The 25384-nt window shown below is 39.3% G+C and carries 24 protein-coding genes; all 24 read left to right on the forward strand.

Features of this window, described 5'->3' with window-relative positions:
• Nucleotides 1-3: 3 nt before the first annotated feature.
• The 24 genes from ACQKMR_RS14890 to ribF all read left to right on the forward strand — a co-directional run bounded on the left by ACQKMR_RS14890 (nucleotide 4) and on the right by ribF (nucleotide 25249).
• Nucleotides 4-642, forward strand: a complete 639-nt coding sequence (locus tag ACQKMR_RS14890; protein WP_427697991.1) for a chemotaxis protein CheC — start codon at nucleotides 4-6, stop codon at nucleotides 640-642.
• Entirely contained in the window at nucleotides 635-1138 is a 504-nt protein-coding gene (locus tag ACQKMR_RS14895; RefSeq protein ID WP_427697992.1) for a chemotaxis protein CheD, read from the forward strand. The genes ACQKMR_RS14890 and ACQKMR_RS14895 overlap by 8 nt, the downstream gene beginning before the upstream one ends.
• A gap of 135 nt (nucleotides 1139-1273) precedes the next feature.
• Entirely contained in the window at nucleotides 1274-2053 is a 780-nt protein-coding gene (locus tag ACQKMR_RS14900) for a FliA/WhiG family RNA polymerase sigma factor (RefSeq protein WP_427697993.1), read from the forward strand.
• A 438-nt stretch (nucleotides 2054-2491) separates the two neighbouring features.
• Nucleotides 2492-2812: a hypothetical protein gene (locus ACQKMR_RS14905; protein WP_427697994.1), complete on the forward strand. Its 321-nt coding sequence runs from the start codon at nucleotides 2492-2494 to the stop codon at nucleotides 2810-2812.
• Between the two features lie 11 nt (nucleotides 2813-2823).
• Nucleotides 2824-3462, forward strand: coding sequence for a hypothetical protein (locus ACQKMR_RS14910; protein WP_427697995.1), 639 nt, complete (start codon nucleotides 2824-2826; stop codon nucleotides 3460-3462).
• A gap of 153 nt (nucleotides 3463-3615) precedes the next feature.
• Nucleotides 3616-4329: a 30S ribosomal protein S2 gene (rpsB, locus tag ACQKMR_RS14915; RefSeq protein WP_056526825.1), complete on the forward strand. Its 714-nt coding sequence runs from the start codon at nucleotides 3616-3618 to the stop codon at nucleotides 4327-4329.
• A gap of 306 nt (nucleotides 4330-4635) precedes the next feature.
• Nucleotides 4636-5520, forward strand: coding sequence for a translation elongation factor Ts (tsf, locus tag ACQKMR_RS14920; protein WP_427697996.1), 885 nt, complete (start codon nucleotides 4636-4638; stop codon nucleotides 5518-5520).
• A 122-nt stretch (nucleotides 5521-5642) separates the two neighbouring features.
• Entirely contained in the window at nucleotides 5643-6365 is a 723-nt protein-coding gene (pyrH, locus tag ACQKMR_RS14925; protein WP_053345351.1) for a UMP kinase, read from the forward strand.
• A gap of 3 nt (nucleotides 6366-6368) precedes the next feature.
• The gene (frr, locus tag ACQKMR_RS14930; RefSeq protein ID WP_427697997.1) at nucleotides 6369-6926 is read left to right on the forward strand and encodes a ribosome recycling factor; all 558 of its coding nucleotides are present in this window, start codon (nucleotides 6369-6371) and stop codon (nucleotides 6924-6926) included.
• A gap of 401 nt (nucleotides 6927-7327) precedes the next feature.
• Entirely contained in the window at nucleotides 7328-8101 is a 774-nt protein-coding gene (locus ACQKMR_RS14935) for an isoprenyl transferase (protein WP_427697998.1), read from the forward strand.
• 25 nt (nucleotides 8102-8126) lie between these two features.
• The gene (locus tag ACQKMR_RS14940) at nucleotides 8127-8924 is read left to right on the forward strand and encodes a phosphatidate cytidylyltransferase (RefSeq protein WP_427697999.1); all 798 of its coding nucleotides are present in this window, start codon (nucleotides 8127-8129) and stop codon (nucleotides 8922-8924) included.
• A gap of 49 nt (nucleotides 8925-8973) precedes the next feature.
• Nucleotides 8974-10134, forward strand: coding sequence for a 1-deoxy-D-xylulose-5-phosphate reductoisomerase (gene dxr, locus ACQKMR_RS14945; protein ID WP_427698000.1), 1161 nt, complete (start codon nucleotides 8974-8976; stop codon nucleotides 10132-10134).
• Between the two features lie 7 nt (nucleotides 10135-10141).
• Nucleotides 10142-11410, forward strand: coding sequence for an RIP metalloprotease RseP (gene rseP, locus ACQKMR_RS14950; RefSeq protein ID WP_427698001.1), 1269 nt, complete (start codon nucleotides 10142-10144; stop codon nucleotides 11408-11410).
• 281 nt (nucleotides 11411-11691) lie between these two features.
• Nucleotides 11692-13392, forward strand: coding sequence for a proline--tRNA ligase (locus ACQKMR_RS14955; RefSeq protein ID WP_427698002.1), 1701 nt, complete (start codon nucleotides 11692-11694; stop codon nucleotides 13390-13392).
• Between the two features lie 171 nt (nucleotides 13393-13563).
• Entirely contained in the window at nucleotides 13564-17886 is a 4323-nt protein-coding gene (locus ACQKMR_RS14960; RefSeq protein ID WP_427698003.1) for a PolC-type DNA polymerase III, read from the forward strand.
• Nucleotides 17887-18078: 192 nt separating this feature from the next.
• Nucleotides 18079-18552 (forward strand): ribosome maturation factor RimP, encoded by a 474-nt coding sequence (gene rimP, locus ACQKMR_RS14965; protein WP_053345358.1) that lies wholly within the window; start codon nucleotides 18079-18081, stop codon nucleotides 18550-18552.
• Nucleotides 18553-18594: 42 nt separating this feature from the next.
• Nucleotides 18595-19725 carry a transcription termination factor NusA gene (gene nusA, locus ACQKMR_RS14970; protein ID WP_053345359.1) on the forward strand — a complete coding sequence of 377 codons (1131 nt, stop codon included), beginning with the start codon at nucleotides 18595-18597 and terminating at the stop codon, nucleotides 19723-19725.
• A gap of 17 nt (nucleotides 19726-19742) precedes the next feature.
• On the forward strand, nucleotides 19743-20018 hold the full coding sequence (rnpM, locus tag ACQKMR_RS14975) for an RNase P modulator RnpM (protein WP_427698004.1): 276 nt from the start codon (nucleotides 19743-19745) through the stop codon (nucleotides 20016-20018).
• A gap of 4 nt (nucleotides 20019-20022) precedes the next feature.
• Complete coding sequence (locus ACQKMR_RS14980; RefSeq protein ID WP_056526846.1) at nucleotides 20023-20328, forward strand: YlxQ family RNA-binding protein; 306 nt, start codon at nucleotides 20023-20025, stop codon at nucleotides 20326-20328.
• Nucleotides 20329-20347: 19 nt separating this feature from the next.
• Nucleotides 20348-22504 (forward strand): translation initiation factor IF-2, encoded by a 2157-nt coding sequence (gene infB / locus ACQKMR_RS14985; protein ID WP_427698005.1) that lies wholly within the window; start codon nucleotides 20348-20350, stop codon nucleotides 22502-22504.
• Nucleotides 22501-22782, forward strand: a complete 282-nt coding sequence (locus ACQKMR_RS14990) for a DUF503 domain-containing protein (protein ID WP_427698006.1) — start codon at nucleotides 22501-22503, stop codon at nucleotides 22780-22782. Before infB ends, ACQKMR_RS14990 begins: the two co-directional genes overlap by 4 nt.
• A gap of 17 nt (nucleotides 22783-22799) precedes the next feature.
• Entirely contained in the window at nucleotides 22800-23165 is a 366-nt protein-coding gene (gene rbfA, locus ACQKMR_RS14995) for a 30S ribosome-binding factor RbfA (protein ID WP_427698007.1), read from the forward strand.
• Between the two features lie 179 nt (nucleotides 23166-23344).
• Complete coding sequence (gene truB / locus ACQKMR_RS15000; protein ID WP_427698008.1) at nucleotides 23345-24265, forward strand: tRNA pseudouridine(55) synthase TruB; 921 nt, start codon at nucleotides 23345-23347, stop codon at nucleotides 24263-24265.
• A 33-nt stretch (nucleotides 24266-24298) separates the two neighbouring features.
• A complete protein-coding gene (ribF, locus tag ACQKMR_RS15005) occupies nucleotides 24299-25249 on the forward strand; it encodes a bifunctional riboflavin kinase/FAD synthetase (RefSeq protein WP_427698009.1) in 951 nt (316 codons plus the stop codon).
• Nucleotides 25250-25384 lie beyond the last annotated feature (135 nt).

Genomic DNA, 25384 nt, shown 5'->3' on the forward strand with positions numbered 1-25384 from the left:
CATATGTCGTTTATTGAGAAAATTAATCCCCTTCGGCTCGATATCTTGAAAGAAATTGGCAATATTGGCGCCGGACACGCAGCCACTGCACTTTCGGCAATTCTTAATAGGAAAATTGATATGAATGTTCCTAATGTCCGAGTGGTCTCCTTTGATGAAATGATGGAAATGGCTGGTGGGGCTGATCAAGTTGTTGCTAGCATTTTCTTGCGAATAGAAGGCGATGCTTCCGGTAGTATGTTTTTTATCCTTTCTCTACCTGTTGCTGAATACTTCATTCAACAGATGACAGGAGATGAAACCTTTTCAATAAATTCCACTCCATATACTGATTTGGCTCTTTCTTGCCTGCAGGAATTAGGGAATATATTATCGGGATCCTATCTATCTTCTCTATCAGATTTCACCCAATTGAATTTATATCCATCTGTTCCGTCATTGAGTATCGACATGGTCGGGGCATCAATCAGTTACGGATTATTGGAATTGTCACAAGTAAGTGACACAGCCATTGTCATTGATACTGTACTTGAAAAGGATCAGTTGTTTGTGGAATCTATCAATGGTCATTTCTTTCTGTTACCCGATCCTGAATCTTTTGATATCATTTTCGCCTCTTTAGGAGTGACAACAAATGACTAAATTATTACAGGTCAAAGTTGTAAAAGTCGGCATAGCAGATATGAATATTGTAAAATCTCCCTATTCGATCCGTACTTCAGGGCTAGGATCATGTGTTGGAGTTGTGATTTATGACGAAAAAAAAGAGATTGCCGGTTTGGCTCACGTCATGTTGCCTGACTCTTCACTCGCTAAATTGGGACATATTAACGTTGCTAAATTTGCAGATACGGCGGTAAAGGAATTAGTGCAGCGTTTAGTAAAAGAAGGAGCAAGATTGATTTTTTTAAAAGCGAAGATAGCTGGTGGGGCACAAATGTTTCAATTTGCCTCTGGAGGGGATTTAATGAGAATTGGGCCCAGAAATGTGGAGGCCGTCCGGAAAGAATTAGCAGACTTGAATATCCATGTTGTTGCTGAAGATGTGGGTGGGAATAGTGGTAGAACAATAGAATTTAATTCGAAAGATTGTATGTTAAATATCCGGACCGTGAATAAAGGAACAAAAAACATATAATAAGGGATTATGACATGTCAGAAAAAAGTGCAACTTGAAAATGACAGGAACACTTACAATCAAAATATTGTTGCATCTAGAGCCTTCGAGGGCTGTTTTGATTACAAAATGTATACAATGTTAGGAGGAAGTCCCATGTCTAATCTGACTATCGGAGAGGAACAGTTATGCTGGAAAAATTGGATTGACTGCAGAGATCAACAAGCCGGTGACATTTTGGTTAAAAAATATATCCCACTTGTATCGTATCATGTCCAACGTATTTCAGTCAGCCTTCCTAAAAATGTGAGCCGTGATGATATAAGGAGTTTGGGGATGATGGGGTTATTCGATGCCCTAGAACGTTTTGATCCAAAACGTGACCTGAAATTTGACACATATGCTTCATTTCGAATTCGTGGTGCGATACTAGATGGATTAAGGAAAGAAGATTGGCTCCCGCGAAGTGCAAGAGATAAAGCCAAGAAAATTGAGTCTGCGATTGAAAAATTAGAGCAGAAATACATGAGGAATCTTTCGCCAAATGAAATTGCATCTGAATTAAATATTCCGGAAGATGATGTATATGCTGCATTAAATGAGAATTTCTTTGCCAACGTTTTATCAATAGATGAGAATCCTCAAGAGCATGATGATAAAGAAGGTACAAACTTTCATATTAAAGATGAAAAAGCAAATCTACCTGAGGAACATCTGTTAAGGGAAGAACTTTATATGGAATTAGCCCAAGTTATAGAAACATTTAATGAAAAAGAACAGTTGGTTTTACAACTTTTTTATAAAGAAGAGCTTACATTAACTGAAATTGGACAGGTAATGAGCCTATCTACGTCGCGGATTTCTCAGATTCACTCTAAAACGATATATAAACTAAGAAACGCGATGCTGGATAAAAAGAATCAAGCAGAAAAATAGAGGGTGAAGGGGCATGGAGGCTGGGTTTCATATTATGAGGATAAAGAGTTCCTTTCCATTTTCTCTCCGAGATATGTAATGAGGATTTCTTCTCAAAATGCATTATAAAATGTTTGGGAAGTTATTCTAATTGAGTTCTCTTGATCATTACCCATATTAAATCGTCATGTGTTCGAAAACAGACTCTGTAAAAGTGTTTAAATTACATAATATCCCAATCGCTAGTACCTGAAAGGGTAGCTTCAGGTGCATTTTTCCTCCCAATTGTAGAGTAAACCAGCAATACTCTTCAAATCGCCAACAAAAAATCAGTTCAGGTCCATCCAATTTAATTGGGTACGATGACGAGAATACATGCTAGGCACTTGTTCTGTATTTTGAGTTGTTGGGAAAGAAAGAGTGTTGTAAATTCCACTTTTATAGAAAGGGTGGGTTGTCATGAGTTTAAAAGCGATCGAGATGCAAATTGCTCTTCCTAGAACCCAAGATGCAGGGAAGATCCAAGAGCAAAATCAACAAAAAAATTTAATCCAACAAGATCATGCAGCCCATCAAGTTCAAAAGAATCAAGAACGAAAACAAAAGACTGTAGTAAGTGAAGAACAAAAGCTTCCGGCTCATTTTTATGAAAAAGAGGGGAATACCGATAAAGGGAAGCTTCTAAAAAAAGAGAGGCAGAAAGAAAATAAGAAAGAAACAACAACAGAGAAAAAAGATTCTCATCCGTATAAAGGAATCAGGATTGACTATTCGGGTTAAGAGGAGGCACCATGTTAGCAATTTTTATGTTTCTACTGTTTGTTTTAAACATATTCACCATATTCGCCGTTATCGTTTTATATCTCCGTCAAAATCGTTTAAGTAAGCTCGAAAAAGACCAAAAGGCCATCATAAGTGAGATGGAAGAACTTTTATCTGGTTATATAATGGAAATGAAGGAAGATAACGAGACATTGATAAAGACTTTTACGAATTCAGTTCCATTAATACCAAAGAATGAGCATGAAGAACAAGAACGTGTGGTAGTGAAGAATTCCAGGAGAGATAACGAAATCAAGCGAGAGAAAAAGATGTTGCTCGATTACAAAGAAGGGCGGCCTATGGGAACAAAAAAGCAGGCTGCCGAAGCCTATAAAAAACAGCCTGAAGATAATGAGGATCATAGATTCCCTGTAAAATCTGAAGATAGATTGGATCTTTCTTCAGAAGTCCCTACTCTGTCCAACGAGGAGAATCCGATTGGAAATGAATTTCTAGGCAAGTTACTGGTTGGATTAACTGAATTATCATTAAATGAACAAGTAGACTATTTAGCGGATCAAGGCCATTCTATAGAAAAAATCGCAAAAAAATTAAATCGCGGCCAAACAGAAATTGAACTTTTATTAAAGTTTCGCATGAATAGATAATTTTTGCTTGATTGTGTCGTATCATTATGATATATTATGAAATGGTGTTAATACACACGCCCCGTGATTCTAACAGATGGTGCTGTTTAAGACAGTTTCTGTATGAAAATGATCGGTGCGGAGGAAAAACAAAACCATTTAGGAGGAACTAAAATGTCAGTCATTTCTATGAAACAATTGCTTGAAGCTGGTGTGCATTTCGGACACCAAACACGTCGCTGGAACCCGAAAATGAAGAAATATATCTTCACTGAGCGTAACGGCATCTACATCATCGACCTTCAAAAAACAGTTAAAAAGGTTGAGGAAGCTTATAACTTCGTTAAAGAACTAGCTGCTAACGGTGGAACTGTTCTTTTCGTTGGTACTAAAAAACAAGCTCAAGAATCTGTTAAAGAAGAAGCTATCCGTTCTGGTATGTACTATGTAAACCAACGTTGGTTAGGTGGAACTTTAACAAACTTTGAAACAATCCAAAAACGTATTACTCGTCTTAAAGATATCGAAAAAATGGAAGCAAACGGAACTTTCGAAGTACTTCCTAAAAAAGAAGTTATCCAACTTAAAAAAGAATGGGATCGCTTAGAGAAATTCTTAGGCGGTATTAAAGATATGAAGACTCTTCCAGATGCGATCTTCGTTATCGACCCTCGCAAAGAGCGTATTGCTGTTGCGGAAGCACACAAATTACACATTCCACTTGTTGGTATCGTTGATACAAACTGTGATCCGGATGAAATCGATGTAGTTATTCCTGCGAATGATGATGCAATCCGTGCTGTTAAATTATTAACAGGTAAAATGGCAGATGCTATCTTAGAAGCTAAACAAGGCGAAGAAACAGCGACTGAAACAACAACTGCTTAATAGGCAAAAAAAGGTTGCTTAATTAGCAAGAAAAAAAGGTGATAAGAGGATAATGCCTTTTATCCCTTTTTTTTGCACTAAATAAGCATACATAAATCCCGTACGAATCTCTTTAAAAAACGTTACGGTTGATTTTTAGGGAATGAAGATAATATGACATCATGGTTTTGTCCATAAGACTGACCAGTTGATGATTTTTTGAGGATTTTGCTATAATTTATTGTTTTTATTGATAAAAACAAGTATTATCTGGCAAAATGGGTAAAGACTGAATAAACTGCATTTAATTTGAGGAGGATAAATATTATGGCAATCACTGCACAATTAGTTAAAGAATTGCGTGAAAAAACTGGTGCCGGCATGATGGACTGTAAAAAGGCGCTAGTACAAACTGAAGGAGATATGGAAAAAGCAATCGATTTCCTACGTGAAAAAGGAATTGCGAAAGCTGCTAATAAAGGAGACCGTATCGCTGCTGAAGGCTTAACTTCTATCGTTGTTGAAGGAAACCAAGCAGTTATCCTTGAAGTGAACTCAGAAACAGATTTCGTTGCTAAAAACGAAGGCTTCCAAGTTCTTGTTAAAGAATTGGCTGCATTCCTTCTTGCTAACAAACCTGAAAGCGTTGAAGTTGCTCTTGAACAAACAATGGAAAATGGAGCAAAAGTTGCAGATCATATCAATGCAGCAGTTGCTAAAATTGGTGAAAAATTAACTCTACGTCGTTTCCAAGTTGTTACAAAAACAGATAATGACGCATTTGGCGCATACCTTCACATGGGTGGACGTATCAGTGTGCTTTCTGTTCTTGAGGGCACAACTGATGCAGAGGCAGCTAAAGGCGTTTCAATGCATATCGCTGCAATTAACCCGAAATATATTTCACGTGACCAAGTCGATGCAAGTGAACTAGACCGCGAACGTGAAGTTCTTACACAACAAGCTCTTAATGAAGGCAAACCAGAAAAAATCGTTGCGAAAATGGTTGAAGGACGTATCAACAAATTCTACGAAGAAATCTGTGTGAACGAACAAGCTTTCGTTAAAAATCCAGATCAAAAAGTTGGACAATTTGTAGAGTCAAAAGGTGGAAAAATCCAATCATTCGTTCGTTATGAAGTAGGCGAAGGTCTTGAAAAACGTCAAGAAAACTTTGCTGAAGAAGTAATGAACCAAGTTAAAAAAGACTAATTGCAAGAAAATGATTGAATAGGGAACACTCTAGTGTTCCCTATTTTTTGAAATGTCATAAATTTTTGGTAGCAAGAATAGCAGGATGAATGAACGAAAAGATTACATAGTTGGAGGTTTTCATGAGTAACGCTAAATATAAACGTGTTGTACTAAAACTCAGTGGCGAAGCATTAGCCGGTGACGAAGGATTTGGAATTAACCCTGCAGTAATTAAATCAATTGCTGAACAAGTTAAAGAAGTAGCTGAACTTGATGTAGAAGTTGCTGTTGTTGTCGGTGGCGGAAACATTTGGCGCGGGAAAATCGGAAGTGAAATGGGCATGGATCGTGCTAATGCCGATTATATGGGTATGTTGGCTACTGTCATGAACTCATTGGCGTTACAAGATAGCCTTGATCAACTTGGAATTGAAACACGCGTCCAAACTTCCATTGAGATGAGACAAGTGGCAGAACCATACATTAGACGCCGTGCGATCAGACATCTTGAGAAAAAGAGAGTTGTAATTTTTGCAGCTGGTACAGGTAATCCTTATTTTTCAACGGATACTACTGCCGCCTTGCGTGCAGCTGAAATTGAAGCTGACGTTATCTTGATGGCGAAGAATAATGTGGATGGCGTTTACAATGCTGACCCGGTTAAAGATAAAAATGCTGTGAAGTATGATGAACTTTCTTATCTTGATGTGATTAAAGAGGGATTAGAAGTAATGGATTCAACTGCGTCCTCACTTTGCATGGACAATGATATACCATTGATTGTCTTCTCGATTATGGAAAAAGGTAATATTAAAAGAGCCGTTTTAGGCGAAACGCTTGGAACAATTGTAAGGGGGAAATAAAAGATGCCAAAACAAGTTATTTCAAATGCGAAAACGAAAATGGAAAAAGCCATTGGAGCTTACACACGTGAATTAGCCAGCATCCGTGCCGGCAGGGCAAATGCCTCGTTGCTTGATAGAATATCTATTGATTATTATGGTTCTCCAACCCCGATTAATCAGCTTGCTGGTATTTCTGTACCGGAAGCTAGACTTTTAGTGATTCAACCTTATGACAAAACCGTATTAGGTGAGATTGAAAAAGCTATTTTGAAATCAGACTTAGGTTTAAATCCTTCCAATGATGGATCAATCATCCGTATCGCCATTCCTGCGTTAACTGAAGAACGTAGAAAAGAGCTTGTGAAGGTTGTCAAGAAAGAAGCGGAAGAAGCGAAAATAGCAGTCCGTAATGTTCGTCGCGATGGTAATGACGATTTGAAAAAACTTGAAAAAAATGGTGAAATCACTGAAGATGATTTACGCGGCTATGCTGATGACATCCAAAAGATGACAGATAGCAATATCACGAAAATCGATGAGATTACGAAAGATAAAGAAAAAGAAATTTTGGAAGTATGATCTTCTTAAAGAATTGATAAAATAAAGAGGGCCGAATCCATACTGGTCATGTCTTAGTTCTAACATATAGGTGTGCTAAAAAGAGAAAACTGTTATAATAAGGTTTCTCCGATAATGATTACGCCTTGAGTTAGTAAGCTGCATGCAAACGTTGGAGGTGGTCCTTTTTTGTATTTTTTATTGTATTGAAAATGATAAACCGTTTTTAGAAAAAGAGAAGTGGTTATTTCTCCCTTTCTGGCTTCTAATTAAGAATTTTTTTTCATAATAATATGAGAACAAGTTTTTTTTTGATATTATAATAAAGATTCTGTTCTTTTTCGCAGAAGGCTTGATATACATAGAGCGCGAATATTTTAACTTTGTAGAGAGATAAGTACAACCTAATGGGGGACTAACATATGTATTCACTATGGAAGCGTTTCGTTAAAAAAGATGCTTCTTCCGATGTAACAAATAGGATTCAGCATATTAAGAAGTTTGATGTTCCTCAACATATTGCCATTATTATGGATGGAAACGGCCGTTGGGCCAAGAAGCGTGCACTGCCACGCGTGGCCGGTCATCATGAAGGAATGAAAACCGTTCGTAAAATTACGAAAGTTGCCAATAAATTAGGAGTCAAAACATTAACCGTCTATGCGTTCTCCACTGAAAATTGGAAACGTCCGAAAAGTGAAGTCGACTTTTTAATGAAGCTTCCTCAGGAATTTCTCGGGACCTTTTTACCTGAGCTTATTTCTGAAAATGTAAGAGTTGAGATGATTGGCGACTTGTCTCTAATCCCGTCACATACTCAACATGCCGTTAAACGGGCTATGGAAGATACTAAGAATAATGATGGGATGATTTTAAACTTTGCTCTAAACTATGGAAGCCGCGGGGAAATCGTAACCGCAGTGAATAGCATCATTGATGATGCTAAGAATGGTATAATAAAGGAAAATGTTTCGGAGGAAATACTTACAAGTTACTTAATGACCAAACATTTGTCGGATCCAGATTTACTGATTCGCACAAGCGGTGAAATTCGTTTAAGTAATTTCATGCTATGGCAAGCGGCATATACAGAGCTATGGTTTACAGATGTCTTATGGCCGGATTTTAGTGAAGAGCATTTATTGCAGGCAGTTGAGGAGTATCAAAAGCGTTCACGAAGATTCGGTGGCGTTTAATGTAGAAGGCGAGGAAAATGGAATAATGAAACAGCGAATTATTACGGCGGTCGTTGCAGCCGCTATCTTCATTCCAATAGTTATTTTAGGGGGAATTCCCTTTTTACTGATGGTTTATCTGCTAGCATCCATTGGTTTGTATGAATTGATGAAAATGAAAAATATGCGTGTGTTCTCTTTTGAAGCGATTCTTTCACATATCTTGTTGTGGGTACTTTTACTACCCAATGAAAATATCGCTTTTTTAGCCAATATTAATTACGATAAAGTCCAAATTTTCTTAATGGGCGTTTTACTGTTACTTCTTTATACAGTTATTTCAAAAAATCGTTTTACTTTTGATGACGCAGGCTTTTTAGTGATCACTATCCTTTATCTAGGTATGGGATTCTACTATCTATTTGAAACACGTGATTCTTTGGGTCTGGGTCTGATATATATTTTGCTTGCATTATTTACGATTTGGGCAACCGATTCAGGAGCATACTTTATTGGTAAGTCACTTGGTAAAAGAAAGTTATGGCCTGAAATCAGTCCAAATAAAACAGTGGAGGGATTTTTCGGAGGGATATTCTCCGCGTTGATAGTGGGTGTGCTATTTTATGCATTCTCTTCGCTCGACTATACATTATTTCAATTGTTATTGATTTCTTTAATCATTGCGATATTCGGCCAATTGGGTGATCTTGTTCAATCGGCTTATAAACGTCATTATGGGGTAAAGGATTCAGGAAAGCTTCTTCCAGGTCATGGAGGAATTTTGGACAGGCTTGATAGTTTGATATTTATTTTACCGATTTTGCATTTATTGCATGTATTATAATACAAATATTGGCATAGGTAAGTGTTATATAAATTAGGAGATGAACGATTTGAAATATATCAGCCTTTTGGGTGCAACAGGTTCGATTGGCCAACAAACAGCGGATGTAGTGAGGGCTCATCCTGATCAATTCAAAATAGTCGCGCTTTCTGCTGGAAAAAATATAGAATTGGTCAGAACTTACATACAAGAGTTTGAACCGAAACTTGTTTCAGTACAGACTAAAGAGGATTATCATGTTTTAAAAAGTGAATTCTTCAGCAAAAAAGATATCGAGTTCATGTACGGGGATGAAGGACTGACGGCTGTTGCTGTTTATGATCAAGCTACAATATTAGTCAATGCCGTCATCGGAAGCGTGGGACTCTATCCAACTTTACAAGCAATCAAGGCTAAAAAGGATATTGCAATCGCCAATAAGGAGACATTAGTGACTGCAGGTCATTTGGTCATAAATGAAGCTAAAAAAGCTGGAGTTAGATTACTCCCTGTTGATAGTGAGCACTCAGCGATTTTCCAGGCGTTACAGGGCGAAAAGGAAAAGAATATCGAGCGTCTAGTCATTACTGCATCAGGCGGCAGCTTTCGGGATCGTACCCGGGAGGAATTGAAAGGTGTAACGGTGGAAGAGGCGCTAAACCATCCGAACTGGTCAATGGGCGCTAAAATTACGATAGATTCTGCTTCGATGATGAATAAGGGGTTGGAAGTTATTGAGGCCCACTGGCTATTCGATCTTCCATACGATAAAATTGATGTATTGCTACATAGGGAGAGTATCATCCATTCTATGGTTGAATTTCATGATTCCAGTGTGATTGCCCAACTGGGCACACCAGATATGCGCGTACCGATTCAATATGCACTTACTTATCCAGACCGTCAACCACTCGTGGGGCGTAAACGTCTGAACTTGGCTGATGCAGGAAACCTTCACTTTAGCGAGATGGATTTTACTAGATATCCTTGTTTGCAATTTGCCTATAAAGCAGGTAAAATGGGCGGAACAATGACAACCGTGTTGAATGCAGCCAATGAAGCAGCAGTTGCTGCATTTTTATCTGGTAAGGTATCATTTCTGGAAATTGAGACTTTGATTGAAAAAGCGCTGAATCAACATTCTGTCATAGCACTTCCTGATTTAGAAACCATTCAGGAAGTAGATTTAATGACAAGGCAGTATATAGAATCTTTAGTGAAAGATAGGTGACCGGAACATGCAGACTTTAGAAACGATTATAGCGTTCATTATCATTTTCGGTGCTCTTGTATTTTTCCATGAGCTTGGACACTTAGTGTTTGCAAAGCGTGCCGGAATTTTATGCCGTGAGTTCGCAATCGGTTTCGGACCAAAAGTATTCACGTATAAAAAGAAGGAAACGGTTTATACGATTCGCCTGCTTCCTCTAGGTGGGTATGTGCGTATGGCTGGCGAAGATGCTGAAAATATTGAGCTGAAGCCGGGCTATCGCGTAGGATTAATTTTTGATAATGAAGAGTATGTTACAAAAATCATTTTGAACAATAAAGATAAATATCCTGATATCAGGCTTGTTGAAGTAGAAGTGATCGACCTTGATCACAAACTGATTCTTACAGGTTATGAAGAGGGAGAGGAAGATACGGTAAAAACCTTTACCATTCATAAAGAAGCGGTAATCGTTGAAAATGGTGTGGAAAATCAGATTGCACCTTATGACCGTCAATTTGCCTCAAAGTCGCTTGGACACCGCTTCCTTACGATTGTAGCTGGGCCAGCGATGAACTTTGTTTTGGCGTTTGTCATTTTTGTGTTGATTGGTTTGTTTCAAGGGGTCGTTGTGGATGAAGCAAAACTCGGTGAACTGACTGCAGATGGTTCAGCTATAAATGCTGGATTAAAATCTGGGGATGTCATTCAATCGATTGAGGGAACAGAAGTCTCATCTTGGGGAGATGTTCAGGAAAGCATACAAAAAAACCCTGGACAAGAGATTGAGTTTGTCGTTGATAGGAACGGGAAAACACTAGAAGTACCAGTTGTTCCTCAAGAAGTGAAAAGAGATGGCAAGAAAATTGGAATTATTGGTGTCTACCCTCCAGTTGAAAAAGCACCAATTAAAGCTATACAATACGGTTTTACCGAAACATATTTTTGGACAAAACAAATCTTTATCATTCTTGGTGACCTTGTAACAGGCGGCTTTACGATCGACAGTTTATCAGGCCCTGTAGGAATCTATAAATCCACAGAAGAAGTTGCAAAACAAGGTATATTCACATTGATGAAATGGGCAGGATTGCTCAGCATTAACCTAGGAATTATGAACCTTCTTCCATTACCAGCGTTGGATGGAGGAAGACTGCTATTCTTCGTGGTAGAATTCTTAAGAGGAAAACCAATTGACCGCCAAAAAGAAGGAATGGTTCACTTTATCGGGTTTGCATTGCTGATGTTGTTAATGATTGTCGTTACTTGGAATGACATCCAGCGATTCTTCTTATAAAACATGTTCGAATAAGGTATAACAGGCCAGCAGAATTATCTGTTGGCTGTTTCTAATCATGGGAATGGAAATCACCATTTTCTTAAGTTTTTTAAACGTTTTGGGGAAATAGTTTGTTTTCTAGGTAAATCGTAAGTATAATCGAGAATGAGTATATTAAATCAGCTTTTCTGAATAACTCAGAAAGTCTTTTTTTGTATTATATGACCGTATAAAAGCTGCAGTATGTATTTATCCGTAGCGGCAGTTTAATTTAAAGGAATTATTGAAGAGGTGCAGATATGAAACAAAGTATGACATTAATCCCTACATTGAGAGAAGTACCTGCAGATGCAGAAATTAAAAGTCATCAGCTTTTATTACGTGCAGGATTTATGAGACAAAATTCCAGTGGGGTATATAGCTTTATGCCGCTTGGGAAAAAAGTGCTTCAAAAGGTTGAAGCCATTGTTCGGGAAGAGATGGATAATGCGGGTGCAGTCGAGCTATTAATGCCGGCTTTACAACAAGCGGAATTCTGGCAGGAATCTGGGCGCTGGTATACATATGGTCCAGAGTTGATGCGTTTGAGGGACCGTAATAACCGTGAATTTGCTCTTGGTGCCACACATGAAGAAGTGATTACTAGTCTAGTTCGCGATGAAGTGAAGTCTTACAAGCGTCTTCCTTTAACGGTATACCAAATTCAAACGAAATTCCGTGACGAACAGCGGCCGCGCTTTGGATTGTTGCGTGGACGTGAATTTATCATGAAAGATGCTTATTCTTTCCATGCTAATCAAGAAAGCCTTGATGCTGTTTATAAAAAATTATATGCGGCTTATGCAAATGTATTTAGCCGCTGCGGTCTTGATTTCCGTGCGGTCATTGCCGATTCAGGAGCAATGGGTGGAAAAGATACACATGAATTTATGGTTCTATCTGAAATAGGGGAAGATACAATTGCCTATTCAGATACGTCTGATTATGCAGCTAATATTGAAATGGCACCAGTAAGTGTGAACTATGAAAAAAGTTCAGAAGCACAGGGGGCACTTGAAAAAGTTCATACACCTGGGCAAAAATCAATCGAGGAAGTAGCAACATTCTTAAAAACGGATGCTACGAAGTTGATTAAATCGTTGTTGTTTAAAGTGGATGAGAAATATGTACTTGTATTGGTGCGCGGTGATCATGAAGTCAATGATATCAAGTTGAAGAATTTCTATAACGCTTCAGTCGTAGAAATGGCAGATCCAAACGAGACGAAAGAGGTTTTAGGCTGTGCAATTGGTTCTCTTGGACCAATCAAGGTCTCTTCTGACGTAGAAGTGATTGCGGATTTTGCTATCGAAGTAATGGTCAATGGAATCTGTGGTGCAAATGATGAAGACTACCATTATGTGAATGTAAATCCAGACCGTGACTTTAAGGTAGCTAATTATTTGGATCTTCGTTTTATTCAAGAGGGTGACCCATCACCGGATGGAAACGGAAAAATTCAATTTGCTAAAGGGATTGAGGTTGGTCACGTATTCAAGCTTGGGACAAAATATTCCGAAGCGATGAACGCGACTTTCCTTGATGAAAATGGACGATCACAGCCGATGATCATGGGCTGTTACGGAATTGGTGTATCTCGGACACTTGCAGCTGTAGCAGAGCAATTCAACGATGAAAAAGGATTGGTTTGGCCAGTGAACTTAGCGCCGTACCAGGTTCATTTGATTCCAATTAATATGAAGGACGAAGCGCAGTCTGCACTTGCGGAAGAATTGTATAATGATTTTAAAACACAAGGTTTTGACGTTCTGATGGATGATCGTCAAGAACGTGCCGGTGTTAAATTTGCTGATTCAGACTTAATGGGACTTCCTGTCCGTGTAACAGTCGGTAAAAAGGCTTCAGAGGGAATTGTCGAAGTGAAAATCCGTAAAACTGGTGAAGTTCTTGAAATTGAAAGAGCTGAACTTACTCAAAAACTTCGCGAAATATTAGGATAGTTATTTTAAAAAATAGCCAAGGGAGGCATCATTCAATTGAATGATGCTTTTCCTTTTCCTAGATTTAGATACTCGTGAAAGATACGTGTTATGTTATAATAACCACTGATATTAGAGTTGAAATGATAGTAAATAAAATCTTAAGAGATAGTAGATAAGGGGAGAGAGGAAATGGATCAAAATCCAAATAGCGGTAGAGAGAGATTTCAACTCTTGCTCCAGCAGATGGGCTTGACTGATGATGCCTTTGTGAACTTTTTCATTGGTGCCGAAATTGATAAGCTCTCAATTGAGAGAGAGTCCAAAACATGGCATTTCGCCTTTAATATACCTGCGATAATTCCTTGCAGTGTCTATACAAGACTTGATGCTCAATTAGCAAGTACCTTCGCCCATATTGCGAAGGTCTCATTCACTTTGAATGTAGCTAACCCGCAAGTAACCGAACAATTAGTTAAAGAGTATTGGAAATACTGCATAGGCGAGCTTCAAGGCATGTCTCCAGCTTTATTATCACTACTAAATGAGCAAGAGCCTACAGTAAACGGATATAAAATTATTGTAAGTGCTCGAAATGATACTGAGGCTGGTCAGTTGAAACGAAAATACTCTGGACTTATTTCAAATATCTACCAAACGTTTGGTTTCCCTCCACTGACTCTTGATGCGGAAGTGAAGGAAACAGTTTCGAATCCTGATTACCAGAAGTTTTTAGAAGAGAAACAAAAGGAAGACGCAGAAAAGGGACTTGCTGCCCTAGTGGAAATGCAGAAGAAAGAATCGGAAAAAGGTGCAGACGATGGCGCCTACGAAGGACCGGTTAAGATTGGTTATACGATTAAAGAAGATGCTGATTTCCGCAGAATTGAACAGATTATCGATGAAGAGCGAAGAATTGCAATTGAGGGCTTTGTGTTTGATGCGGAAGTCCGAGAGCTTCGCAGTGGACGTAGCTTATTGACGTTCAAAGTCACGGATTATACCAGCTCAATTTTAGTCAAAATGTTTTCACGCGATAAAGAAGATGCCGCGATTCTTGCCCGTGTGAAAAAGGGAATGTGGGTACGTGCTCAAGGTAGCATTCAAAACGATACATTTGTACGGGATTTGGTTATGATTGCAAATGATATAAATGAAATTTCTAAACAGGGACGACAGGATAAGGCTCCTGAAGGAGAAAAGCGGGTCGAACTGCATATGCATACTCCGATGAGTCAAATGGATGCGGTGACACCGACTTCTGCCCTAATTGCACAGGCAGCCAAGTGGGGGCATAAAGCTGTTGCCATTACGGATCATGCAGGTGCACAATCATTCCCTGAAGCTTATAGTGCCGGGAAAAAAAATGACATTAAAATTCTTTACGGTGTCGAAGTGAATCTTGTAAACGACGGCGTTCCGGTTGTATATAATGAGGCGCATATTGCATTGGCTGATGCCACTTATGTCGTGTTTGACGTAGAGACGACAGGACTGTCGGCCGTTTATGATACGATAATTGAATTTGCTGCAGTAAAAATTCGTGACGGGGACATTATTGATCGATTCGAGTCATTTGCGAATCCTCATCATCCATTATCAAATACGACCATAGATTTAACTGGAATCACTGATGATCTTGTAGAGAATGCTCCTGAAGTCTCAGAAGTACTCGAAAAGTTCAGGAATTGGGCTGGAGATGCCATTCTCGTTGCTCATAACGCGACATTTGATATGGGCTTTTTGAATATAGGTTATAAAAATATGGGATATCCAAAGGCGGCCAACCCAGTTCTGGACACATTGGAACTAGCCCGATTTTTATATCCGGAGTTTAAAAATCATCGTTTAAATACATTATGTAAAAAGTTCGATATCGATTTGACCCAGCATCATAGGGCCATATATGATGCCGAAGCTACCGGCTACCTTATGTTGAAGATGCTAAAGGATGCGATGGAAAAAGACATTACCCATCATGATCAGTTAAATGACAATATGGGTAAAGGAAATGCTTATCAGCGTTCCCGTCCGTCCCATTGTACGCTGATTGCGCAAACACAGGCTGGTTTAAAAAACCTTTTTAAATTAATTTCGATATCACATATTGATTATTATTATCGTGTGCCTCGGTTACCGCGTTCCCAACTTAAAAAGTATCGTGAAGGAATTCTCGTTGGATCCGGATGTGATAAAGGGGAAGTTTTTGAAGGGATGATGCAAAAAGGTTTTGAGGAAGTCATAGATATCGCTGAATTTTACGATTATCTTGAAATTCATCCGAAGGAAGTATACCAGCATTTGATTGAGCTAGAATATATCAGGGATGATAAATCGTTAGAAACAATCATCACTAATATCGTCAAGCTTGGTGAGAAATTGGATAAACCTGTCGTTGCAACAGGGAATGTTCATTATTTAGACCCAAACGACAAAATTTATCGTAAAATCCTTGTGAATTCACAAGGTGGAGCGAACCCGATGAATCGTCATAAGCTGCCGGATGTACATTTCCGGACAACTGATGAAATGCTGAGGGCCTTCTCATTCCTTGGTTCTGAGAAAGCCAAAGAAGTCGTGGTAACTAACACAAATAAAATCGCTGATATGATAGAAGAAATCAAGCCTATCAAGGATGAGTTATACACGCCTAAGATTGAAGGCGCAGAAGAAGAGATGCGTGAGATGAGTTACGGCATGGCAAGGAAGATATACGGAGAGAACCTGCCGGAAATCGTAGAAGCCCGCCTTGAAAAAGAATTGAAAAGCATCATTGGCCATGGATTTGCCGTTATTTATTTGATTTCTCACAAACTAGTTAAAAAATCTTTGAATGATGGATATCTCGTGGGATCACGGGGGTCAGTGGGATCTTCGTTCGTTGCAACGATGACTGAAATTACTGAGGTAAACCCGCTGCCGCCGCATTATGTGTGTCCAACGTGCAAAAAATCGGAATTCTTCAATGACGGTTCTGTGGGTTCTGGATTTGACCTGCCAGATAAAGACTGTCCGGATTGTGGCGTTGCTTATACAAAAGACGGACATGATATCCCGTTTGAAACCTTCCTTGGATTTAAAGGGGATAAGGTTCCTGATATTGACTTGAACTTCTCCGGTGAATATCAGCCAAAGGCCCATAACTATACTAAGGTCTTGTTTGGAGAAGAGTATGTATACCGCGCTGGAACGATTGGTACGGTCGCTGAAAAAACGGCATATGGCTATGTAAAAGGATATTCTACCGATAATAATATCCATATGCGGGGAGCTGAGACTGACCGCCTTGTTGCCGGATGTACAGGAGTAAAGCGGACTACTGGACAGCATCCAGGTGGGATCATCGTTGTTCCAGATTACATGGATATTTATGATTTTACACCTATTCAGTTTCCAGCTGATGACCGAACTTCCGAGTGGAAAACAACTCACTTTGATTTCCATTCAATTCACGATAATATTTTAAAACTTGATATTCTTGGTCACGATGATCCGACTGTGATCAGGATGCTTCAGGATTTGAGCGGTATCGATCCAAAAACGGTTCCGACAGACGATCCTGAAGTAATGAAAATATTCAGCAGTACTGAATCATTAGGAGTAACCGAAGATCAAATTATGTGTAAAACTGGAACCCTCGGTATTCCCGAATTTGGGACGCGTTTTGTTAGGCAGATGCTTGAAGACACGAAACCAACAACATTTTCCGAGCTTGTCCAGATATCCGGATTATCTCATGGTACCGATGTATGGTTGAGTAATGCTCAGGAGTTGATTCACAACCGAATATGTACACTTAGCGAAGTTATCGGTTGTCGGGATGATATTATGGTCTATCTGATTTATCAAGGGCTCGATCCTTCCCTGGCGTTTAAAATTATGGAATCAGTACGTAAAGGGAAAGGGCTCTCCGAGGAATTCGAAGCAGAAATGAGAAAAAATGAGGTGCCGGAATGGTATATCGATTCATGTAAAAAGATTAAATACATGTTCCCGAAAGCCCATGCTGCTGCTTATGTTTTAATGGCTGTCCGAATTGCTTATTTTAAAGTGCATTTACCTTTATTATATTATGCCGCTTATTTCACAGTTCGTGCCGATGATTTTGAAATCGATGCGATGACGCGGGGATCTCAGGCGATCAAAACTAAGATTGAAGAAATCAGTGTAAAAGGATTGGATGCATCTACTAAGGAAAAGAATACATTGACGGTTCTTGAACTTGCCTTAGAAATGTGTGAGCGCGGATACAGCTTTGCTAAAGTGGATTTGTATAAATCCAGTGCAGACCAATTCATAATTGAAGGAAACACGTTGATTCCACCATTCAATTCAATACCTGGTCTTGGAACAAATGCGGCCATCAATATTGTTAATGCACGTAAGAATGGGGAATTCCTCTCGAAAGAAGACTTACAACAGCGAGGGAAAGTATCCAAGACGATTCTTGAATACCTTGATAAACAAGGCTGTCTCGAGTCTCTGCCTGAACAAAACCAGTTATCTTTATTTTAAAAGAGAAGCTGATGGTAAAAAGGAAGAAACAGACATGATATTTGCATAAATATCTTGATTATGGTATATTTTTATTGGAAATACTAAGAGGAACCAATGGCAAGAGTGGGGAAACCCACTCTTTCGTGTTGTATTGACCATTTATTTTGAATCCGAAACCAAGCGCATACAACGCACGTATGGAGGAAACAAATGAGTAAAAAGGTAACGGAAGTTGTAGAAGAATTAGCATTACCAATTCTTGAAGAATTGCAGCTTGAATTAGTTGAAGTGGAGTATGTGAAGGAAGGTAAAAGCTGGTTCCTTCGAGTGTACATTGATAAAGAAACAGGCGTAGATCTTGAAGATTGCGGAAAAGCGAGTGAAAAGCTCAGTGAAAAGCTTGATGAAGTTGATCCAATTCCACAAATTTATTTTCTCGAAGTTTCATCTCCCGGAGCTGAAAGGCCTCTGAAAAAAGAGAAAGATTTCCTTAATGCTATCGGTAAAAATGTTTACATAAAAACATACGAGCCCATTTTAGATGAAAAAGAATTTGAAGGAATCTTAACTAGCTTTGATGGGAACGAAGTGACGCTTGAAATCAAAATCAAGACAAGAAAGAAAACAATCGTCATTCCATACGAAAAGGTAGCCAAAGCAAGATTGGCGATTACCTTCTCTTAAGTCAAGCAAATCAATAATTAAATATCCGTAAGGGGGATCACCATGGGCAATGAGTTATTGGATGCTCTCTATATTTTAGAAAACGAAAAAGGAATTTCCAGGGAAGTTTTAATCGACGCGATTGAGGCTGCTCTTATATCGGCATATCGTCGTAACTTTAACCAAGCGCAAAATGTACGTATCGACTTGAATCTTGGTAAAGGAACAATGCGTGTATTTGCCAGAAAAGACGTTGTAGATGAAGTATTCGATTCACGTCTGGAAATTTCTGTTGAAGAAGCAAGAGCGATTGATCCCAACTACCAGCTAGAGGATATTGTCGAAATGGAAGTAACGCCAAAAGATTTCGGCCGCATTGCTGCACAAACAGCGAAGCAAGTTGTTACTCAAAGAGTGCGGGAAGCAGAGCGCGGAATCATTTATGCTGAATTCATTGATCGCGAAGAGGATATCATGACAGGGATTGTTCAACGCCAAGATTCTCGATTTATTTATGTGAGTCTAGGTAAAATCGAAGCATTGCTTCCAGTCAATGAACAAATGCCTAATGAGCAGTATAAACCTCATGATCGTATTAAAGTTTTTATCACAAAAGTTGAAAAGACGTCCAAGGGACCGCAAATTTTTGTATCCCGTTCACATCCTGGACTTTTAAAGCGTTTATTCGAAATCGAAGTGCCTGAAATTTTTGATGGAACTGTAGAAATTAAGTCGGTTGCTCGTGAAGCAGGTGACCGTTCAAAAATCTCCGTGCACTCTGAAAACGAAGAAGTCGATCCGGTCGGTTCCTGCGTAGGCCAAAAAGGACAACGTGTTCAAGCCATCGTCAATGAATTAAAAGGTGAAAAAATCGATATCGTTAAATGGTCGGAAAATCCGGTTATATTTGTTGCGAATGCTTTAAGCCCTTCAAAAGTACTTGAAGTTATCGTAAAAGAAGAAGAGAAGGCGACAACTGTAATCGTTCCGGACTATCAGCTTTCACTTGCAATTGGTAAGCGTGGACAAAATGCTCGCTTAGCCGCCAAACTTACTGGCTGGAAAATTGATATCAAGAGTGAAACAGAAGCCCGTGAAGCGGGAATTTACCCGGTTGAAGAACAGGAATTCCTTTTAAGCAGGGATAGCTATGTGAATGAAGAGGATATAGATTTCGAAGAGGATAACGAGTAATTTAGAGGTGAAAAAAGATGAATAGCCGAAAAAAAATCCCGATGCGTAAATGTGTGGCCACAGGCGAAATGAAGCCGAAGAAAGAACTCATACGTATCGTTCGATCTAAAGAAGGGGAAGTCAGCCTTGATCCGACCGGAAAAAAATCGGGAAGAGGAGCTTATTTGACTCTTAATCGGGATGTTATCGAACTGGCCAAAAAGAAAAATGTGCTGGCTAATCACCTTAGTACCCAAATCGATTCCTCCCTTTATGAACAATTGCTTGAATTAGTGAATAAGGAGAAATACTAACACCATGACCCAACAACAACAATGGATGTCTCTATTAGGTTTGGCCAATCGAGCACGCAAGCTAATTTCGGGTGAAGAATTAGTGGTTAAAGAGATTAGAAGCGGTAATGCCAAAGTTGTTATTTTATCCGCGGACGCTTCAAAAAACACTGAAAAAAAAATATCTGATAAGTGCGCATTTTATCAGGTTCCTTTAAAAAGAGTCGAAAGCAGGTCTATGCTCGGCCATGCGATTGGTAAGGAAGCTAGAGTTGCCGTCGCAGTTCTGGATGAAGGTTTTGCACAAAAACTCCGAACGCTGCTCGATTAAATTTTACGGGGGTGAACGTATGACAAAATTGCGTGTATATGAATATGCAAAACAAAAGAATGTTTCAAGCAAGGAAGTAATAACTAAACTTAAAGAAATGAATATAGAGGTAACAAACCATATGACAGCATTAGACGATTCAACTGTAAATAAATTAAACGATTCAATTAAGCCTAAAAGCGAAGAAAAAAGCCAAGCTGCTGAACCAAAAGCTAACGCTACGGTTGCAAAATACGAAGCAGAAGCAGATGAGAAGAGTACGGTTAATAAAGAAAAGCTAAAGAAAAAACCTCCAGTTAAACCTGTAGGTACGAAAAAACCAGCAGGACAGTTTAGTAGAGGTAGAAATAACCGAAATAAAAATAATAAACAAAGACAGCAAGCACCGCAGGCTCCTGTTACTAAACGTAAAGAAAGAGAACTTCCAGAGAAAATTACGTTTTATGAGTCTTTGACTGTTATGGAACTTGGTAAAAAACTTCATCGTGAACCGTCTGAAATCATTAAAAAGCTTTTCATGCTTGGTGTGATGGCTACAATTAATCAAACATTAGATAAAGATGCTATTGAATTAATCTGTACGGAATACGGTGTATTGGCTGAAGAAGAGATTCGTGTTGACCTAACTGACCTTGAGTCATTAGTGACTGAAGATGCTTCTGAAGATTTGATCGAACGTCCTGCTGTTGTAACGATTATGGGACACGTTGACCATGGTAAAACGACATTGCTTGATTCTATTCGTAATACGAAAGTAACAGAAGGCGAAGCAGGCGGAATCACTCAGCATATCGGTGCTTATCAAGTTAAAGTTAACGACAAAAAAATTACATTCCTTGATACACCAGGACATGCTGCGTTTACAACAATGCGTGCTCGTGGAGCTCAGGTTACAGATATTACAATCCTAGTCGTTGCAGCAGATGATGGTGTTATGCCTCAAACTGTTGAAGCGATTAACCATGCTAAAGCAGCAGAAGTTCCAATTATCGTCGCTGTTAATAAAATGGATAAAGAAGCCGCTAATCCAGACCGCGTTATGCAAGAATTGACAGAGCACGGTTTAGTTTCTGAAGCATGGGGCGGGGATACAATTTTCGTACCTATTTCAGCTAAAAAAGGTGAAGGAATCGATAGCTTGTTGGAAATGATTCTACTTGTTAGTGAAGTAGAAGAATATAAAGCAAATCCAAGCCGGAAAGCAAACGGAACGGTTATCGAAGCACGTTTGGATAAAGGGCGCGGCTCTGTAGCAACGTTGCTTGTTCAAAACGGAACGTTGAAAGTCGGAGATCCAATCGTTATTGGTAATACATTCGGCCGCGTTCGTGCAATGCTTAATGACCTTGGCCGTCGTGTTAAGGATGCAGGTCCTTCCACACCGGTTGAAATCACTGGTTTAAATGAAGTTCCACAGGCAGGGGACCGTTTCATCGTCTTTGAAGATGAAAAAACAGCCCGTCAAGTTGGGGAAGTTCGTGCGCAAAGACAGCTTGCTTCACAACGTAATGAAAAATCTCGTGTAACGCTAGATACATTGTTCGAGCAAATGAAAGAAGGGGAAATTAAAGAATTGAACATCATCTTAAAAGCGGATGTTCAAGGTTCTGCTGAAGCAGTTGCCGCTTCCCTGAATAAAATAGAAGTAGAAGGCGCAAAAGTGAAAATTATTCACACTGGCGTTGGGGCTATTACAGAGTCTGACATTATCCTAGCTACAGCTTCTAATGCAATCGTCATCGGATTTAACGTCCGTCCTGATGTGAATGCGAAACGCGCGGCTGAATCAGAAAATGTTGATGTCCGCCTTCACCGTATCATTTATAAGGCTATCGAAGAGATCGAGTCGGCTATGAAAGGGATGCTTGACCCTGAATTTGAAGAAAAAATTATCGGTCAGGCTGAAGTTCGTACGACTTTCAAAGTATCTAAAGTTGGTACGATCGCTGGTTCTTATGTTACAGAAGGAAAAATCACACGTGATAGCGGCATTCGCTTAATTCGTGAAGGTGTCGTCATTTACGAAGGTGAAATTGATGCATTGAAACGTTTTAAAGATGATGTAAAAGAAGTGGCAACGAACTATGAGTGCGGTATTACCATTAAAAATTACAATGACCTTAAAGAAGGCGACGTAATTGAAGCTTATGTAATGGAAGAGATAGAGCGTAAATGATCGTTGGCTCTGTCCAATGTGAGTGCATCATCTATGACACCCATTCTTTGAAAGAAAAACGAGCCGTTTTGCAGCGTGTTATGTCACGGCTTAAACAGAAGTTCAATATATCAGTAGCAGAAACGGATTTTCAGGATCTATGGCAGCGAACAAAGATTTCTATCGTAACCGTTTCATCATCAAGGAAGGCTACTGAGAGAGAACTTCAAAATGCCCTTAAATTTCTAGATTCTTTTCCGGAAATAGAGCGAACAATAACAGATATAGACTGGCTTTAAGCTAGCGAGGTGATATTATGAGCCTTCGTTCAAATCGTGTTGGCGAACAAATGAAAAAAGAGCTGAGTGAAATTATCGGCCGAAAAATTAAAGATCCAAGAATCGGATTTGTAACAGTAACAGATGTTGACGTTACAGGCGATTTACAACAGGCAACTGTTTATATTTCCGTGTTGGGTGATCAGGAACAACGGGAAAAAACTCTTCAAGGCCTTGCTAAGGCAAAAGGATTTATGCGTTCAGAAATTGGGCAAAGAATCCGTCTTCGCAAAACCCCGGAACTATTTTTTGAATTTGATGAATCGGTTGATTACGGAAATCGAATCGAATCGTTAATTTCACAAATCAATTCTGAGGAAAAACCGGCTGGAAAAGACGAATAATAAGCAAGCAGTAAAAGGAGGTCGACTCAATCAGTGCTTTGCACTTCTTGGAGTCGGTCTCCTTTTTTTTGAAGTATAGGAAAACGTAGAAAAAGCAAAAGGCACCTTTCGAATTCAGGTTCATATTGTTTGTACAACTGACAAAGGTGCTTACACTTTTTAGATAATGAGGTGAAAGTGTGAACGGTATTCTACCATTATGGAAACCAAAGGGATTGACATCCCATGATTGTGTTTTTAAATTAAGAAAGATATTAAAAACAAAAAAGGTTGGGCATACAGGTACTTTAGATCCTGATGTCACAGGGGTTTTACCGATTTGTATCGGGAGGGCAACGAAAGTCGCCGAATATTTGACAGAAGCAGGTAAAGCGTATGAAGGGGAAGTGACCCTCGGTTTTTCAACGACAACGGAAGATGCAAGCGGCGATAAGGTAGCTGAAAAAAGGATTACTCAAGTGATTCAGCGTGAACAAATTCTTGAAGTTTTAGAATCATTAACAGGGAAAATTGAGCAAACTCCGCCGATGTTTTCAGCTGTTAAGGTAAACGGGAAAAAGTTATATGAATATGCTCGGGCCGGCATCGAAGTGGAGCGACCGACACGGGAGGTTACCATTTACGAAATCACCCTTCTCGATGAACGTTCTGAATACAAAGGAGAAACCATTTCATTCCGTTTTCGTGTTAAGTGCAGTAAAGGAACATATATTAGAACGCTTGCTGTCATGATAGGTGAAAAATTGGGATATCCAGCACATATGTCAGACCTAACGAGGATTGAATCAGCTGGTTTTAAGCTTGAAGACTGTTTGACATTCGCTGAGGTGGAAGCATTCATGGAAACCGGACAAACAGATGAGTTTCTGCTGCCGTTAGAGCGAGGATTATTTCATTTGCCCAAAATTCAGATTAGTGATAAAGTAGCAAAGAAAGTACTCAACGGTGCGGTATTGGAACAGACTAAGGATGTTGTTGTTGAGAAAGGGCAGCCTTTTGTGGTGGTTGATCCATCTGATAAGGCTATTGCCATTTATCAAATACATCCGACCAAAGAGGGGTTAATTAAACCTGTAAAAGTTTTGGCACAAGAATTATAGACCGTTTTGCCGTCGGAAAGAGGAGATTGAAAGGTGAAAGTGATCGCAATAGAGCATCCTCATCAATTTAATTCGGATGATTTTCCGGAGCTTGTAATGGCGCTTGGATTTTTTGATGGCATACATAAAGGGCATCAAATTGTTATTCAAACCGCCAAGCAAAAAGCCGATGAAATGAATCTTAAGTCAGCAGTCATGACATTTGACCCGCATCCTTCCGCAGTATTGGGGAGGAAAACGGAAAATATCCGCTATATTACACCACTCGAAGATAAAATAAATATCATAGAATCGATGGAGATAGATTATCTGTTTATCGTTCACTTCAGCAAGGAATTTGCTTCGGTGTTGCCGGAACAGTTCGTTGACGAATATATTGCGGGGCTGAATGTCCGTCATGTTGTAGCCGGCTTTGACTATTCATATGGACGCTATGGTCAAGGATCTATGGAAGATTTGCCTGTATACGCACAAGGCAGGTTTACGCAGACGGTTGTTGCGAAACAAACACTTGAAGATGAAAAGGTAAGTTCGACCAGAATCAGAGAAACACTCAGTAACGGTAACTTTACCGACTTTTATCATTTGGCAGGCCGCCGTTATTTAACGAAAGGGCATGTCGTTCATGGTGAAAAACGAGGCAGGAAGTTGGGCTTCCCCACTGCTAATATTGAAGTAAGTGACGATTATATATTCCCAGCTGCTGGGGTATACGCTGTCAAGATTAATATAAACGGCCAATGGTATAATGGTGTTTGTAATGTCGGTTATAAACCTACGTTTCATGAAGAAAAGCCGAAATATCCAACTGTAGAAGTTCATGCTTTGGATTTTTCGGGTGATATTTATGGCAATCAGGTTTCAGTAGAATGGCATACTAGGTTGAGAAGTGAGCAGAAATTTTCGGGACTTGAAGCCTTAGTCGCACAGATTGAAACTGATAAGCAAAATGCGCTAGCTTATTTTTCAAAACTGAAAGTATAAAAGGGTAGCAAAAGACAATACTTGCAATTTTAATGAAAAACATGTATTCTATTGTATGTATGAAAATAACCATTGCTTGGCTAGTCGAGACTCCGACGCTGGCTCGGTAATAGGTGATTTTACAGAATTTTAGGA

It is taken from the genome of Peribacillus sp. NPDC096540, assembly GCF_050278525.1.
Lineage (GTDB): Bacteria > Bacillota > Bacilli > Bacillales > DSM-1321 > Peribacillus.

What these genes read in the sequence shown, in the direction of transcription:
- rnpM (WP_427698004.1), top strand. Translation starts at nt 19,743, where the DNA reads ATGAATAGCCGAAAAAAAATCCCGATGCGTAAATGTGTGGCCACAGGC.
- ACQKMR_RS14905 (WP_427697994.1), top strand. Translation starts at nt 2,492, where the DNA reads ATGAGTTTAAAAGCGATCGAGATGCAAATTGCTCTTCCTAGAACCCAA.
- rseP (WP_427698001.1), top strand. Translation starts at nt 10,142, where the DNA reads ATGCAGACTTTAGAAACGATTATAGCGTTCATTATCATTTTCGGTGCT.
- ACQKMR_RS14910 (WP_427697995.1), top strand. Translation starts at nt 2,824, where the DNA reads ATGTTAGCAATTTTTATGTTTCTACTGTTTGTTTTAAACATATTCACC.
- ACQKMR_RS14895 (WP_427697992.1), top strand. Translation starts at nt 635, where the DNA reads ATGACTAAATTATTACAGGTCAAAGTTGTAAAAGTCGGCATAGCAGAT.
- ACQKMR_RS14935 (WP_427697998.1), top strand. Translation starts at nt 7,328, where the DNA reads ATGTATTCACTATGGAAGCGTTTCGTTAAAAAAGATGCTTCTTCCGAT.
- infB (WP_427698005.1), top strand. Translation starts at nt 20,348, where the DNA reads ATGACAAAATTGCGTGTATATGAATATGCAAAACAAAAGAATGTTTCA.
- pyrH (WP_053345351.1), top strand. Translation starts at nt 5,643, where the DNA reads ATGAGTAACGCTAAATATAAACGTGTTGTACTAAAACTCAGTGGCGAA.
- ACQKMR_RS14990 (WP_427698006.1), top strand. Translation starts at nt 22,501, where the DNA reads ATGATCGTTGGCTCTGTCCAATGTGAGTGCATCATCTATGACACCCAT.
- ACQKMR_RS14900 (WP_427697993.1), top strand. Translation starts at nt 1,274, where the DNA reads ATGTCTAATCTGACTATCGGAGAGGAACAGTTATGCTGGAAAAATTGG.
- ACQKMR_RS14940 (WP_427697999.1), top strand. Translation starts at nt 8,127, where the DNA reads ATGAAACAGCGAATTATTACGGCGGTCGTTGCAGCCGCTATCTTCATT.
- rbfA (WP_427698007.1), top strand. Translation starts at nt 22,800, where the DNA reads ATGAGCCTTCGTTCAAATCGTGTTGGCGAACAAATGAAAAAAGAGCTG.
- ACQKMR_RS14980 (WP_056526846.1), top strand. Translation starts at nt 20,023, where the DNA reads ATGACCCAACAACAACAATGGATGTCTCTATTAGGTTTGGCCAATCGA.
- ACQKMR_RS14890 (WP_427697991.1), top strand. Translation starts at nt 4, where the DNA reads ATGTCGTTTATTGAGAAAATTAATCCCCTTCGGCTCGATATCTTGAAA.
- ACQKMR_RS14955 (WP_427698002.1), top strand. Translation starts at nt 11,692, where the DNA reads ATGAAACAAAGTATGACATTAATCCCTACATTGAGAGAAGTACCTGCA.
- nusA (WP_053345359.1), top strand. Translation starts at nt 18,595, where the DNA reads ATGGGCAATGAGTTATTGGATGCTCTCTATATTTTAGAAAACGAAAAA.
- ACQKMR_RS14960 (WP_427698003.1), top strand. Translation starts at nt 13,564, where the DNA reads ATGGATCAAAATCCAAATAGCGGTAGAGAGAGATTTCAACTCTTGCTC.
- rpsB (WP_056526825.1), top strand. Translation starts at nt 3,616, where the DNA reads ATGTCAGTCATTTCTATGAAACAATTGCTTGAAGCTGGTGTGCATTTC.
- rimP (WP_053345358.1), top strand. Translation starts at nt 18,079, where the DNA reads ATGAGTAAAAAGGTAACGGAAGTTGTAGAAGAATTAGCATTACCAATT.
- frr (WP_427697997.1), top strand. Translation starts at nt 6,369, where the DNA reads ATGCCAAAACAAGTTATTTCAAATGCGAAAACGAAAATGGAAAAAGCC.
- tsf (WP_427697996.1), top strand. Translation starts at nt 4,636, where the DNA reads ATGGCAATCACTGCACAATTAGTTAAAGAATTGCGTGAAAAAACTGGT.